Below are 14606 nucleotides of genomic sequence, written 5' to 3' on the forward strand. Positions count from 1 at the left end.
CTGGTTGCTACCGAAAAAGTCATGTTTAGTTGGGTTACAATCAAGTCAAACCCTTGCATCTACGTGACTAATGGATATTGAAGATGCCTTAAAATTTACTGACAATCTAGCTTTAACTACTACGGGAAAACACTTAGATAGCCTGCAAAAAGCTATACTGCGCGGCGCTTGGAACAATCAAAAATATAAAGAAATTGCACAGGAACACCACCGTTCAGAAAAATATGTTAAAGAGGTTGGCTTCAAATTGTGGAAACTTCTATCAGTTGCATTAGGCGAGGAACAAGTATGTAAAGCAAATTTTAGAGCAAAGCTGGAAAATTTACGAGTTGGCAATATCTCGCTTTTTGGCAATGGCTGTATTCATATTGGTAACATCTCTGCTGATAGTTCGCAATCCTCAAAAAAATTACAATCTGAACCTCAAGACAAGGATAAGTTTAACGAACCAACAAGCAATACTAAACCAAAAGTTCGTCAAGACTTATCCGATGCACCAGAACCCAACCTATTCTATAACCGCACATCCGAACTTTCCACCCTCGAAAACTGGATTTTAGGCCGCACCCGTCTCATCACCATATACGGCTTATCCGGTATTGGCAAAACCGCCCTAACACTCCAACTAATCCCACAAATTCAACACGAATTCGATCGCATAATCTGGCGAAGTCTCCGCGACGCGCCACCGCTGGCTTCACTCCAAACCGACTTAATTAAATTCTGTAGGGGCGGTGCCCCCGTGCCCGCGCCCTATCCCGAAGAAATGGCAACCACAGGGAGATTGCCCCTACTAGAATATCTACGATCGCACCGCTGTCTCCTAATCCTCGATGATATCCAAACCATCTTCAGCAGCCAACAACTCGCAGGAAATTACCAACCAGGCTATGAAAATTACGGCCCATTCTTCAAACAAATAGCAGAATCATCCCACAACAGTTGTTTAATCCTCCTGAGTTGGGAAAAACCCAGAGAAATCGCCGCAGTAGAAGGTGAAAACCGCCCCTGCAAATCTCTGCAACTCAACGGTTTAGGCCCGGAAGCACAGGAAATATTCAGAGAAAAAGGATTAGCAGAACCGGAAAAATGGTCACAACTAATCGACCTTTACCGAGGTAATCCCTTATGGTTAAATATAATTGCCACATTAATTCAAGACTTATTCGGCGGCAGCGTTTCCGAATTCCTCTCCTATGATACCCTATTTTTAGGAGACTTAGAATCACTATTGCAGCAGCAGTGCGATCGCCTAACCGCATCCGAACAACAAGTGATTTATTGGCTAGCAAGTGCGATCGAACCAGCAGACATCTCAAAAAAGCCAGACAACCTGCAACTATCACCGCCAGAACTCTTGAAAGTCATGCAATCTTTAGGACGACGGTCATTAGTTGAAACAGTCAAGCAAAACGGGCGATCGCACTTCACGATCGAACCAGCAATCAGAGAGTACATAACAAACAAGAAATGAAAATCGCCACCTGGAACGTCAACTCAATCCGCACCCGCATCGAACACGTTACTAACTGGTTGCAAACCAACCAAATAGACATTCTCTGCTTGCAAGAAACCAAAGTCACAGACAAAGACTTCCCCCTAGAGCCCTTCACCAACCTCGGCTACAACTGTTACATTTCCGGCCAAAAATCCTACAACGGCGTAGCTATTTTTAGCCGATCGCCCATGTCACAAATCAGCACCGGATTTTCCCCCCTTCTCGACACCGAAACCGTCGGCAGCTTCGACGAACAAAAACGCCTCATAGCCGGGGTTATCGACGATATTTGCATCATCTCAGTCTACGTTCCCAACGGTTCCGAAGTCGGTAGCGAGAAATATGAGTACAAACTGCATTGGCTCAAACTGCTGCAAGAATACCTCAAAATAGCACTAGACAAATCGCCCAACCTGTGCATTTGCGGCGACTTCAATATCGTACCGGACGATCGAGATATTCACAATCCCAAAGCTGCTGCAAACTCAGTTGGCCTATCAGTAGCCGAACGCCAAGCATTAACAGAAATCATCGAATTAGGATTAAACGACCCCTTCCGCAAATTCACCTCAGAAGGCGGCCATTATAGCTGGTGGGACTATCGCGCCGCCGCATTTCCCCGCAACAACGGTTGGAGAATCGACCACCATTATCTCAGCCATTCCCTGTACGAAAAAGCAAAAAACTGTACAATAGACATTGCTCCCAGAAAATTAATCAAACCCAGCGACCACACCCCCGTAATTGTCGAAATTTGAATTGTGAGTTATAAATAAGATTAAGGCAAAATAAACCCGGTTTCTACGATAAATCCTAGGTTTAACAACCAGAAATTTAAGAAACCGGGTTTATTTCTATAATCCTAAGCGATCCTTGGCAAAATAAACCCGGTTTCTACGATAAATCTTAGGTTTAGCAACTAGAAAATCAAGCAACCGAGTTTCTAAAACCCCTTGCAGAAAATTGCTCGTTCCATCCGTTACATCCGTTACAAAATCCGCTGCCGAACTTCCTTCTCCCATAACAATAAACCCCAAAAAATTATGTTCTTAGTAACCGGAGCAACAGGCGCCCTAGGCCGCCGAATAGTACGAGAAATCAGACAGCAAGACAAGCCTGTCCGCGCCTTTGTTCGCCTCGCCTCTCGCTACTCGGAACTAGAAAATCGAGGAGCAGATATTTTTATCGGCGACTTGAAACAAGACAAAGATATTAAAAAAGCCTGCCAAGGAGTCCAGTACATCATCAGCACCCACGGCACCGGTGGCGACGTTCAAGCAGTACACTACCGCGCCAACATAGAACTTATCGACTGCGCCAAAGAAGCCGGAGTTGAGCATTTTGTCTTTATTTCTGTACTGGGAGTCGATCGCGGATACGAAGATTCCGCAGTATTCAAAGCCAAACGAGAAGTCGAAAAATACCTGCAAAACAGCGGATTAAACTATACCATTTTGCGGCCCGCCGGTTTTGCTTCCAGCCTGCTGCCACTCGCCGAAAGATTTCGAGAAACCGGACTTTACCTGCTGATTGGCGACGCCAAAAACCGCACCTCAGTTGTCAGTACCGACGACTTAGCAAAAATTGCCGTAAACTCGGCAACAGTCGAAGGCGCGCGCAACCAAATTTTAGCAGTCGGCGGCCCCGATGTTCTGAGCAGAGACGACATTGCCCGGATTTTCGGACGCTTGTTCAATCGTGAACCTGTGGTAATTAATCCCCCCTTGGTTGTGTTTGACGGCTTGCGAAATGTCTTGGGTTTGTTGAATCCTCAAGCTCAAAAAAGCTTAGGAACTTTGCGGGTATTGTTGGGTAACGAGTTTTTCTGCACTCCCGAAGAAGTGCAAAATTTGGAGTCTATCTACAACATGAGAATGGAATCCCTAGAAAGCTTTTTGCGGCGCAATTTAAGCGTTTAATATTTTCTAATTTTCTGGCTTTCTCGTTACCAGGCTCTGCCTGATAATGAATATCTAGAGGCTCTGTTTGGAAATTTGATCGTTTTGCTGGAGACCGATCCAGATGCTCTGCCGGGGTACCAATAAGCCATAGAATACCATTTTAAACGGACAGAGAAACAGGTTCAGCACCACCAATATATTTGGTAACTGCGATGGGTGGAGAACAAGGCTTAGCAATCAAAAAACCTTGAACAAAATCTGCTCCCCGCTGTCGCACCCACTCTAACTCCTCCACAGTTTCCACACCTTCAGCAACAGTTTTAATCTGTAATTGAGCGGCAACTTCTAACATTTTTTCAGTAATTAGTGCCTTATAAAAATCTTGATGAACGTTGCGAATTAATTGCATATCCAACTTTAGAAAATCCGGTCGCAACTGGTGCATCAAATTTAAATTAGAAGAACCGCTACCAAAATCGTCCAAGGCAATTAAAAATCCCGCTTCTCGGTAAAAACTCAGAATTTTAATCAAGTGATCCATATCGGGAGGGTGCTGAGATTCCGCTACTTCAAAAACAATATTGCTGTGAGGAATTCCCGATTCATCAATAGCCTGCACCGTCATTCGCAGGCACGTAGCGGGATCGTAAACAGCAGTCGGAGAGAAATTAATAAAAAGTAGTTCTTCGATCTCGTGTACCTTGGCTTCGCGAATAGCGCGTGTCCGGGCTAAAGCATCTAGTTGAAAAATTATACCTGCTGATTCAGCTTGACCAAAAATCCGACCTGGAGGAATTAAGTTTCCTTGCTCGTCAATACCTCGGAGTAGCGCTTCGTGGGCAAAAATCTTAGAAGTATCTGAGGTATAAACAATGGGCTGAAAATGTGTAGTAATGCGTTCTTCGTACAATAAATCTAACAGCCAATCAGAATTGCTGAAGTTAATAAAAGAGTCTAAGGAAGTGCTGCGATAAAAATCGCTAAATTGTGGCTGCTCAACTTCCCGCATCCACAAAACTTTTGTTTCTTTCAATTCTTGATTTGTCAACACCGAGGCTGCTAGGGCACAAAACTTTTCTTTTGCTATTCCCTCCAGGGTAATGTACAAACACTTGCTCTCCTCTAAAAGCTGGAATTCAAGTTTTGTCTCCCTCAGTGCAGAAATAACCTTGCTCAGCGTGTGCGACACTGGAAACCACAGGTATAAGCCTCCGCGACCCTCTATTTTTTGGGGTACTGTTTCGCAGCGAGAACAGGAGCCGAAGGCTTTGCCACTTCTTTGCACTAGAATATCCTCCGATTTTTGGATAAATTTCACAATTAATATAATATTGGTTACAATTGTAAGCCTATTCAGCTATTAATATATCTACCTCAAGGTGTAAATATTGATTAAGAAATCGTTAAGAATTACTCTGGCAGTGTTTTTACTTGCCTCTGGTTTCAAACCTTGGTAAAATTTCTCAGCATCGATCGAGTACATACAATCAAACACAGTCTCGAATCTCAACAAAGAGAGAATATTCAGACTTGCTCTCTACTGTCTACTGCTGCTCTGATTCTTGACACATTATTCTCTACATTGCTTGGCAAAAATAACCGTTACAGTTGATTTTTAGAGTCAAGAGGGATGAACAGCCCGATCGACAATTTCAGCTCACTACAAGTATAGACAGCCGGACGATCGCCCGAAACAAACTTACTGGCTGCAGAATATCAAATTTAATTTTAAAATCGGGATGACAGGATTTGAACCTGCGACCCCCTCGTCCCGAACGAGGTGCGCTACCAAGCTGCGCTACATCCCGAATTTAGTCACTATATTTTACGATATCACATTCAATTCCAAATTCACCAAGCTCGTATATAATGATTTGTAAAACACTACTCAGGCGGAGACAGGCGTGACAGTTAAGCCCCAGTGGTTGCGAGTTAAAGCCCCCCAGTGGGAGCGCGTCGGCAACGTCAAAGAAATTTTGCGGGATTTATCCCTGAATACGGTTTGCGAAGAGGCGTCGTGCCCCAACATTGGGGAATGCTTCAACGCGGGTACTGCGACATTTTTGATTATGGGCCCGGCTTGCACCCGCGCCTGTCCTTACTGCGATATCGATTTTGAGAAAAAGCCCCAAGCTTTAGATCCGACGGAACCCGAAAGATTGGCGCAAGCTGTGCAGCGGCTAAAACTGAATCACGTTGTGATTACTTCTGTAAACCGGGACGATTTGCCGGATGGGGGCGCGTCTGTGTTTGTCGAGTGCATTCAAGCGGTGCGATCGACAATGCCCGATACAACCATAGAAGTTTTGATTCCCGACTTGTGCGGCAATTGGCAAGCTTTAGAAATTATTCTCGCAGCCCGCCCCGATGTACTCAACCACAATACCGAAACTGTAAAGCGACTTTACCGGAAAGTGCGGCCGCAAGGAAAGTACGATCGCACGCTGGAACTTTTACAGCGCAGCCGCCAAATCGCACCGGGGGTTTACACCAAATCCGGCATCATGGTGGGACTGGGAGAAACAGACAGCGAAATTCGGGAGGCGATGCAGGACTTGCGGGCTGTCGGCTGCGATATTTTGACAGTTGGACAGTACCTGCAACCGACTCAAAAGCACTTGAATGTAGAAAGTTTTGTGCCGCCCGAACAGTTTGATGCTTGGAGAGAGTTTGGCGAATCTTTGGGATTCTTGCAAGTTGTTGCTTCTCCCTTAACTCGCAGTTCGTATCACGCCGAACAGGTGAAGGAGTTGATGAAACTTTACCCGCGCTAGCAATTTAAACTCGCGGTGCACTGGCGATCGATCGGGCGCTAGCTCATATCATGTGCGATCGATTACCATCAAAAAAGGGTTTGTAGTGCGGACTAAATTCCGCAGTCTGAGAACAAACTGAAGTCCGCACGCGCGCTCCAAGAGTGCGTGCGGTTAATCTAGTGCACGCCGTATCAAACCCGATCGACCTCCGGTAACAGCAGGAACAACCAGCCCTTTCCGTCCAAGCGCGAGTGCAAAAAACTCGGTTTCCGATGCCGTTTCTCTTGGGTGAGGTTGAACCAGAAGCCACAGCCAACACCAAAATAATTATCGGCTGCTGTTTCCTCAAAAAAAGCGATTCCGGCAAAAAACCTCGATCGATCGAGTTTTTTCCTCAAATTATCAGTTTAAATCCTAAATTTTTGTCGGGAAACCCGGTTTTTTCGTCAGTCGCAACTCGGTATTGAAAATAAGATCAACTCTGAACCTCATATTCTGCAAGAGATTAAACTTCCATCCACAGCAGGTATTTAGTCGATCGCGCCGAGTTATATAAAGTTTTATTAAAAAAATCCTTAATTTTCCGAAGTGATCGGGAACCAGGTTATTGGTGATGAAGATTAACTTAACTTCTGACGAACGTCACTTGTTTTTAGCCTGTCACTATCTATACTAGCTATACAAACAAAGAAGTACAACGCACTTTTCTGGCCTTCAACCTGTTACATCAGAAAGTTCTTAGGGTTTTCCTGAATCTTTGTAAAAGAAGTGGGGCTGCCAAAGTTCGATCGAACAACAGCAAAAAAAGTCACGAAAGTTAGTAAAGAAACAAACAGCGGTGATGGTTCGTCTTAATAAAGCGGGCCTCATAATTATAAATAACCGCTAAGCGTAGCATCTTTTCACCCGGAGCAACTGAGAAAATCACTATGCCAGCCACCTCTTTTTACGCTGAAGCTGAATTCGACGAACAACTGCAAGTCAATCCATTGCAAGATGTAGATGTGTTGGATGAAGATGCTGAAGAAGCTGGGGACGAACTCATCGACCAACGCGCAGCAGAGATTGAGGATGCAGAGACAGCATCCAAATTGCAAAAAAATGCCAGCCGCCGCACTACGGATTTAGTGCGCCTTTACTTACAAGAAATCGGTCGCGTTCGTCTCTTAGGTAGAGACGAAGAAGTCTCTGAAGCTCAAAAAGTTCAGCGCTATATCAAACTACTGGAATTACGCAGTACCGTCGCCTCTCAGGAAGAAGGGCTAATTGGGCGCTTCGTTCATGTAATAGAGGTGCGCGATCGCCTGTCCGCACAGTTGGGACACAAGCCTTCCCTGGAACGCTGGGCATTAACAGCAGGTGTAGGCGACGTGCCAGAACTAAAACGAATTATGTCCGAAGGCAAGCGCCATTGGGCAGAATTAGCAGAGATGACTGTCGAGGAGATAGAAAGAATTCAAGCTGAAGGCATCGAAGCAAAAGACCACATGATTAAGGCGAACCTGCGCCTAGTTGTTTCGGTAGCGAAAAAATATCAAAATCGCGGTTTAGAGTTGCTAGATTTAATACAAGAAGGTACTCTCGGATTGGAGCGAGCCGTCGAAAAATTCGACCCGACGCGGGGCTATCGGTTTAGCACCTATGCCTACTGGTGGATTCGGCAGGGAATTACGCGGGCGATAGCTACTCAAAGCCGCACCATCCGCCTCCCCGTTCACATCACCGAAAAACTTAACAAAATCAAAAAAGCCCAGCGCAAAATTTCTCAAGAAAAAGGTCGGACAGCTACCATCGAAGATATCGCGATCGAGCTGGAAATGACACCATCCCAAGTCCGAGAAGTTTTGTTGCGAGTCCCGCGCTCTGTTTCTCTGGAAACTAAAGTGGGCAACGAAAAAGATACAGAATTGGGCGACTTGCTCGAAACCGACAGCATCTCCCCAGAAGAAATGCTGATGCGAGAAGCTCTGCACCGCGACTTGCAGCAACTTTTGGCAGATTTGACCAGCCGCGAACGAGATGTAATTCTGATGCGCTTTGGTTTGGGCGACGGACACCCCTACTCTCTGGCAGAAATCGGTCGTGCTCTCGACTTGTCCCGCGAGCGAGTCCGTCAAATAGAAGCTAAAGCGTTGCAAAAACTCCGTCAACCAAAGCGCCGCAACCGCGTCCGTGATTATCTGGAGTCTCTCAATTAAATTAATGGGCGTGCATCTACTGTCGGTTTCTGAATCTAGATAGAAGACGGAAAGCAGAAGTATTGATTTCTACTTCTCAAGGATTTCTATGTCTTCTGTCTGGGGCTTTCGGGCCTATTTGCCATCGAAAAATATCAAAAAATAAATTTTTTCCTCAACCTTTTTTCAATAAGCTCGGATATTTGCACAATATCTCGATCGTTGTGTATGATTGTCAATAGGCAGACTTTCTTGAGAGGGTCATAATGGCACTTTACACCGCGTCTTCATTCAAATCCGAACTCAATGACAAAGGCTGGCGGATGACTCCCCAACGGGAAACCATCTTGCACGTTTTTCAAAACCTCCCCAAAGGCAATCACCTGAGTGCCGAGGATTTGTACACTTTGTTAAAAAATCGCGGAGAAAACATTAGCTTGTCCACCATTTACCGAACTTTAAAGTTAATGGCAAGGATGAGCCTACTCCGGGAACTCGAACTAGCAGAAGGTCACAAACATTATGAAATAAATCAGCCTTATCCGCACCACCACCACCACTTAGTCTGCGTTCAGTGCAACAGAACGATCGAATTTAACAACGATTCGATTTTGAAAACAGGTATGAAGCAAGCTGAAAAGTCTGGATTGCACCTGCTAGACTGCCAGCTAACTATTCATACGGTGTGTCACGAAGCTTTGCGGATGGGATGGCCGTCTTTGGTTTCGAGCAATTGGTCTTGTCCGAAGTCGATCGCCGAAAACGGCCACAACGTTCTGGAGTCAATCGAGTGAAGGTACACTATTTTCGCGTTTCAAGTACAGATTGTTACAATAATTAACAAAAAAACGGCGCAAGTGCGATCGCAGTTACGCCGAAACCGGTTTTTTAAGGAAAATACATCATTTGACGAATGACTCGGAAGTTAGAAACCCGATTTGTTTGATGTAGCGCCCGCAAGTCCCTAAAAAGTTTGTCAACAAATCGTCACTGCTAACGCCGTAACTGCGCTGATCTCGATCGAGGGCATATCTCGTCTGAGCATCCAAAACTCCGCTGACGGAACCCCTGTAAAAGCCGAAGTCTTGCAGTCGCCTTTGTCAGTATTAAATGCTCGATCGACGAGAATTAACAGTGCTGCTAATCGGAACAGCAGGAACAGGCAACCTCCGAGCCAATCTGTTTTGAATTTCGGTCAAAGTTGCCGGAGTGGCAATACCCGTCGCCGGAGACAAATTGCGTTCCTGCTGAAACGACAGCACCGCCCATTCAGTCTCGGCTCCAAATACTCCGTTCATCGGGCCGGGATTTTTGCCAAGACTTCTGAGCGCTGATTGAAGCTGTAGCACCGCAGGCCCTCTATCACCCCGCCGGATACCCCTTGCGACTGGCTGCTGCGCCTTTGCTGCCTGCCTGTGGCCTAGTCGCAAAGCCGATCGAGTGCTGCGATCCACCCGACCAGTCCCGAACATCCCGCTATCTTTCTGAAACCGGATCAAAGCTATCTGAGTTGGTCGATCGAACCAACCGTGAATCTGGCTCCTGTAATAACCCAATTGTTGCAGCCGCCGCTGCACAAATTCAACTTCTCGGCCTGTGTCGCCCAACTCCAGAAAATCTCCAGCATTACTCTGCTCGTCATTTTCTCCAGGATATAAGGTAATTTGATTAGACCTCATCTCGGCATCGATAGCAGTCAAAGTTGCCGTGTCAGCGCAGCCGTCAGAAACCAAATTATAATCTTGCTGAAAACGAGTCACAGCGTAAAGAGTGCGCTCGCGAAACTTGCCGTCAACGTCGCCTTCAAAATAACCCAAAGCTTTTAACTGCCGCTGGATCAAGTCTACCGTCGCCCCTCTGTCCCCGAAGCGCAGTCCCTTGCAACCGCCATTTCCCGAAATATTCCCCCCAGGCGTAGCGGGCGGAATCTGCCCGATGGAGCCAAACAGCAAAGCTAAAGTTTGCCGGTCAGCAACTCCAGTCACCTGCAGCCCATTAATTCGCTGGAAATATCTCACCGCACGGACAGTAACTTCGCGAAAATTTCCTGTGGGATGAGCGTTGAAGTAGCCTAGCTGCTGCAACCTGCGCTGGAGGGCCGAAACCTCTGCACCGGTGTCTCCAAAACTGAGTTCGGTATAGCTATAGTTTGTATAAGTAGTTTTAAAAGGTCGATCGTCCTGGGCTAAACTGTTGAGAGCGATCGCTGTAGCTCGATCGGGCCGGCCAGTCAGCGACAATTGATAGTCTCGTTGAAAGTTAGTCAGAGCTTGTCTAGTTACCGGGCCTAGCTGACCGGTGGAAGATCGGGGAAAATAACCGAGATCCCGCAACCGGTCTTGAACAGAGCGCACATCTGGACTAACAGGATCTATTTGAGCAAAAGCCGAACCGGCCGCGCTCAAAACCGACAGCATCAAGGCCAGAGACAGCAAACGGACATAAGTATGAGTCGATCGATTTTGCCACTTTGGCCCATCAACAATTTTCGACTCTGCGGGTGCTTCGCAAACAAGAGCAAGTTCGAGGTAGGCTAGGGATTCCATAAATTTTTACTGTTAAATTGTGGCTGTGGTGTACGAGCAAACTCAAACTGAGCTTTGGATTGCTGCGATTCTATCAAGACTGAGTTTTACCTGTTCGCGCGAAGCAACCCTGTTTGTCTAAAAAAATTGCCTTCAAAAATAATTACAGGTAACAACCAAGATAGCATCGCTGTTTGTACTGACGCGAGTGTCAGGCAAAAAGTTTGCAGCCACATCTTAACCTCGATCGCCAAAAATGATAAATTTTTGGGTCAGTCCTGACATACTGCCAAGAATACGGTTTATGCCTCTATCACCGATTGGATTGACAGCACAGGCGCGGTTAAGGTTCGTAGTGCTCTCCTTGCATACGCTCCATGAAAACAAACTAAAGTCCGCACTACGAAAAGTTTGTCTTGCGGTCATCGACCGGAAACGATGTTATGGGTATTTTTGACTAAATTTTTATTTTTGATTGAGAAAAATATTATTTATTGAAGAATCGATCCAATATCCCACCCTTGCTGGTTGCAAATAGGGGTGGGATCTTGGATCGAGTTTGATCTATTACAATCACAAAAACCAAATCAAAGGGACACAATATTATTGGTTAAATGTTCGTCTTAAAAATGGGACATTAACTTAAATTAAGCCGAACCGATCGCAAATCAAAGCTACTCCCGCCGCAAAAACAGTAATTGCCAAAGCTACCAGCGGGTTTTGGCCTCTGCTGACTGCAAAAGAAGTGACCACCCCAGCTCCTAATGCCGCAGTTACAGCAGCAGTCGCCAAATCTCGATCGGGACGTTTGTCGTACATATCTTTTATTTTTGGTAGCTATTAAGCTGAAAAGTTACCTCTTGGGATCAAAGCTATCACTGTTGCTTCTGCCTAGGTCACAAATCCCTCAGTTTTGCAACTAAGCTTAAAATTTTGCTAAGTTTCTTAACATACTCTAATTAATTAGATAGCTTTTACTTATACAAAGCCTGGTCTGGGGGTGGGATTTTTGGTTAAAAAACCTTTGCGCTGCTTGGCTTTTATGTCAAATTGCTGATTTTGCTCGGACTCGCACCCACAGTCTCAGAGTCTCTGATTGCCATCCCAAATATTGCAAATAAACTTTGCTTGACTTTTATAAATAAATGTGATATTGAATTTTAAAATCGGAGATTAAGATGAGACTTCTTGCGTAGATTTTCGCTCTCGGAAACCCCAGCTATCAGGCCGATCGACGCTTTCTTAAGGCTGGTAATTTCCCGATCGCGGATCAGGGTTGTCGTGCAGGACTTGAGATCGGCTATTGTCCTATTCACCTTCGACTTTTGCAGTATTGCCGCCCTTTACCCAACCTTCCCGATTGCCATCCTCAACCCGAATTCGCTGCCACTCTTTGTCCGGGGAATCTTCTAAAACTACGACTTTTTCGTTGTAACCGACACCGCCAATCCGGTTTGAGTCTCTGCTCCCACTGTCTCGGAGAATTAAGCCGATCGGCTGAGTCACTAAAGCTCGGTAAGCTCCCGGTTCTAAGGGTTTCGGAGACTGCTCATCGCTAGATGTAGAAACAGGGCTAGCTTGCGCTGTAGACTTGGGTTTTGCGCCGGCAACCTGAACTGCTGTTTTGTCGTTGGAAAACATCGGTTTTTCGGGCACAGTAGTTAGCTTAGCGGCAAAGTAAAGTGCAGCCGCCACGCTAGCGCCTGCCATGAGGACGATCGCTAGCAGAAAACCCACTAAAAACTTGAAAACGCTATATATACTGTTCATATGAAAAAGGAAGAAGGAAGAAGGAAGAAGGAAGAAGTCATTAGTCAGTAGTCAGTAGTCAGTAGTCAGTAGTCAGTAGTCATCAGGAAGACGGAATCGGGAATCGGGAATCGGGAATCGGGAATGGAGGAGTCTGGAATGGAGGAATCGGGAATGGGCGGGATAGACTCTGGGAGCTAAGTTTTAGCTGCGGGTAAATGGCGAATACTGACTATCTGCACAATGTCTTCGAGCGACTATCCCTGAATCCGGCGGCTCAGACTGCCGTATCTAGAAGCAAGGCGAGCTTTCCCAGCAGCGGCCCAATCTTGTAAAAATTGGATTTGCTCGCTCGCCGTTCTGGCTAAGGGTACCATCTGACTGGCTGATTCTAAAATATCATCTGTGGTAAAGTCTCGATTTTGGCTAAACCCAATGTGCATGGCTTCAATCAAAGTTTGCTCGATTTCGGCACCCGAAAAATCGGGAGTTTCGTAAGCCAAGCGCTCTAAGTCGTAATTTTTGATACTGTGCGATCGCAACCGCAATAAATGTACCTCAAAAATTGCCCGCCGTTCCTCCTGACTGGGCAAACCTACAAAAAATATTTCGTCAAACCTGCCTTTTCTGAGCATTTCCGGCGGCAAAGACTGGATGTTGTTCGCCGTAGCGACTACAAAAACCGGTGAAGTTTTTTCTGCCAGCCAAGTAATAAAAGTCCCGAACACGCGGCTGGTTGTCCCGGAATCGCCTTTACCGTCCAATCCCGAAAAAGCTTTATCAATCTCATCAATCCACAGCACGCAAGGGGCCAAGGCTTCCGCTAGCTGAATCATTTGTCTGGTGCGCGATTCCGATTCGCCGACTAATCCGGCAAATAAGCGCCCGACATCCAATCGCAGCAAGGGTAAATGCCAGTGGTGGGCGATCGCCTTTGCAGTTAAGGATTTGCCTGTTCCTTGAATTCCGACTAACAACAGGCCTCTGGGATGCGGCAAACCGTATTGGCGGGCTCGTTCGGAAAAAGCACCGCCGCGCCGCAGCAGCCATTCTTTGAGATTGTCCAAACCGCCGATATCGGAGATGTTTTCGCGGGCTGGGTAAAAATCGAGAATTTGAGTTTGGCGGATTGTTTGGCGCTTTTCTTCTAAAATCAGTTCCGCGTCGTCTGGGTGCAGTTCGCCTCTGGTGGCGATCGCCTTTGCCAAAACTCGCCGGATTCGTTCGATCGACAGACCTTGACAGGAGCGCACTGTTTCGTCCAGCAAACGCCCTTCTATGGCTTGTCCGGTAGACCCTAACAGTCTTTCCACCTCAATTTTTATTTCCGCCGCCGCAGGCAGGGGAAACTCCAAAACTGTGATTACTTCGCTGAGGTCTTCGGGGATCGAAGTTATTGGAGAGACGATGACAATATTTTTGGGCATCGATTTGAGGAGTTTCGCCAAATTCCGCAGCTTGCGGGAAATTGAAACATCTTCTAAAAACCGCTGAAAGTCTCGCAAAATAAAGATCGCCGGCGCGGATGCGGGCAATTTTTCGAGAAATTCTAAAGCTTGCAGCGGGTTGCGCTTGCCAAAACCGGCATCGTTAGGATTTCCTTGGTAGCCGTCAACAAAATCCCAGATGTAGACTGCACGAGAACCCTGTTTTTTGGCGCATTGGGCGATCGCTGCTTCGACGCGCTCTTCTTCCCGTGTGGGAATGTAAATTAGGGGGTAGCGCGATCGTAGCAGCAGTTCAAACTCGTCGCTAAAAATAGTCATTAGTTATTAGTTATTAGTTATTTGTTATTTGTTATTTGTTATTTGTTATTTGTTGTCCGGTAGATTGACCTAGTAAAATTGGAGTTGTGTGGACTTTAGAATACAAAACAATGCGGAATAAAGTCCACACTACGAACCGTTTTTGTTATTGTAATCGACCGGGTACGATATCATTAGTCATTGGTGGCTAGTTGGTGTTATTTTTTTGAACTCGTTATTCCACAGTTCTTAGTG

General features: G+C 46.1%; 14 protein-coding genes, 1 tRNA gene and 1 pseudogene. 6 read left to right on the forward strand and 10 right to left on the reverse strand.

Annotated features, from left to right (window positions below; all coding sequences use genetic code 11):
• The first annotated feature begins 70 nt into the window (after positions 1-70).
• Positions 71-1474, forward strand: coding sequence for a helix-turn-helix domain-containing protein (locus tag IQ263_RS11050; protein ID WP_194067470.1), 1404 nt, complete (start codon positions 71-73; stop codon positions 1472-1474).
• Positions 1471-2256 (forward strand): exodeoxyribonuclease III, encoded by a 786-nt coding sequence (xth, locus tag IQ263_RS11055; protein WP_194067471.1) that lies wholly within the window; start codon positions 1471-1473, stop codon positions 2254-2256. Before IQ263_RS11050 ends, xth begins: the two co-directional genes overlap by 4 nt.
• 96 nt (positions 2257-2352) lie before the next feature.
• Here the strand turns inward: xth and IQ263_RS11060 are convergent, their stop codons facing one another.
• The gene (locus IQ263_RS11060; protein WP_194067472.1) at positions 2353-2535 is read right to left on the reverse strand and encodes a hypothetical protein; all 183 of its coding nucleotides are present in this window, start codon (positions 2533-2535) and stop codon (positions 2353-2355) included.
• 6 nt (positions 2536-2541) lie between these two features.
• On the opposite strand from IQ263_RS11060, the gene IQ263_RS11065 reads away from it, so the two are divergent.
• On the forward strand, positions 2542-3417 hold the full coding sequence (locus tag IQ263_RS11065) for an SDR family oxidoreductase (RefSeq protein ID WP_194067473.1): 876 nt from the start codon (positions 2542-2544) through the stop codon (positions 3415-3417).
• 142 nt (positions 3418-3559) lie between these two features.
• On the opposite strand, the gene IQ263_RS11070 is transcribed toward IQ263_RS11065, so the two are convergent.
• Positions 3560-4717 carry an EAL domain-containing protein gene (locus IQ263_RS11070; RefSeq protein WP_370589092.1) on the reverse strand — a complete coding sequence of 386 codons (1158 nt, stop codon included), beginning with the start codon at positions 4715-4717 and terminating at the stop codon, positions 3560-3562.
• 416 nt (positions 4718-5133) lie between these two features.
• A tRNA-Pro gene (locus IQ263_RS11075) sits at positions 5134-5207 on the reverse strand.
• Positions 5208-5300: 93 nt separating this feature from the next.
• Between IQ263_RS11075 and lipA the strand changes: the two are divergent.
• Positions 5301-6173 (forward strand): annotated as a pseudogene (gene lipA, locus IQ263_RS11080) (lipoyl synthase); the annotation flags it as partial.
• 173 nt (positions 6174-6346) lie between these two features.
• Here lipA and IQ263_RS11085 read toward each other — a convergent pair.
• A complete protein-coding gene (locus IQ263_RS11085) occupies positions 6347-6553 on the reverse strand; it encodes a hypothetical protein (protein WP_194067475.1) in 207 nt (68 codons plus the stop codon).
• Positions 6554-7084: 531 nt separating this feature from the next.
• Here IQ263_RS11085 and sigC point away from each other — a divergent pair.
• Together sigC and IQ263_RS11095 are read left to right on the forward strand one after the other, a co-directional pair.
• Complete coding sequence (gene sigC, locus IQ263_RS11090; RefSeq protein ID WP_194067476.1) at positions 7085-8353, forward strand: RNA polymerase sigma factor SigC; 1269 nt, start codon at positions 7085-7087, stop codon at positions 8351-8353.
• Positions 8354-8598: 245 nt separating this feature from the next.
• Positions 8599-9126, forward strand: a complete 528-nt coding sequence (locus IQ263_RS11095; RefSeq protein ID WP_194010916.1) for a ferric uptake regulation protein — start codon at positions 8599-8601, stop codon at positions 9124-9126.
• Positions 9127-9234: 108 nt separating this feature from the next.
• Here the strand turns inward: IQ263_RS11095 and IQ263_RS29800 are convergent, their stop codons facing one another.
• From IQ263_RS29800 to IQ263_RS11120, 6 genes are all read right to left on the reverse strand, one after another.
• Positions 9235-9423: a hypothetical protein gene (locus IQ263_RS29800; protein ID WP_370589093.1), complete on the reverse strand. Its 189-nt coding sequence runs from the start codon at positions 9421-9423 to the stop codon at positions 9235-9237.
• A 15-nt stretch (positions 9424-9438) separates the two neighbouring features.
• Entirely contained in the window at positions 9439-10878 is a 1440-nt protein-coding gene (locus IQ263_RS11100) for a peptidoglycan-binding domain-containing protein (protein ID WP_194067477.1), read from the reverse strand.
• A 621-nt stretch (positions 10879-11499) separates the two neighbouring features.
• A complete protein-coding gene (locus tag IQ263_RS11105) occupies positions 11500-11676 on the reverse strand; it encodes a hypothetical protein (RefSeq protein WP_194010918.1) in 177 nt (58 codons plus the stop codon).
• Between the two features lie 341 nt (positions 11677-12017).
• On the reverse strand, positions 12018-12173 hold the full coding sequence (locus IQ263_RS11110) for a hypothetical protein (protein ID WP_194067478.1): 156 nt from the start codon (positions 12171-12173) through the stop codon (positions 12018-12020).
• On the reverse strand, positions 12166-12627 hold the full coding sequence (locus IQ263_RS11115) for an SH3 domain-containing protein (protein WP_194067479.1): 462 nt from the start codon (positions 12625-12627) through the stop codon (positions 12166-12168). The genes IQ263_RS11110 and IQ263_RS11115 overlap by 8 nt, the downstream gene beginning before the upstream one ends.
• Before the next feature lie 236 nt (positions 12628-12863).
• Positions 12864-14372 carry an AAA family ATPase gene (locus IQ263_RS11120; protein WP_194067480.1) on the reverse strand — a complete coding sequence of 503 codons (1509 nt, stop codon included), beginning with the start codon at positions 14370-14372 and terminating at the stop codon, positions 12864-12866.
• Positions 14373-14606: the final 234 nt, after the last annotated feature.

Source organism: Tychonema sp. LEGE 06208, assembly GCF_015207505.1.
GTDB lineage: Bacteria > Cyanobacteriota > Cyanobacteriia > Cyanobacteriales > Microcoleaceae > Microcoleus.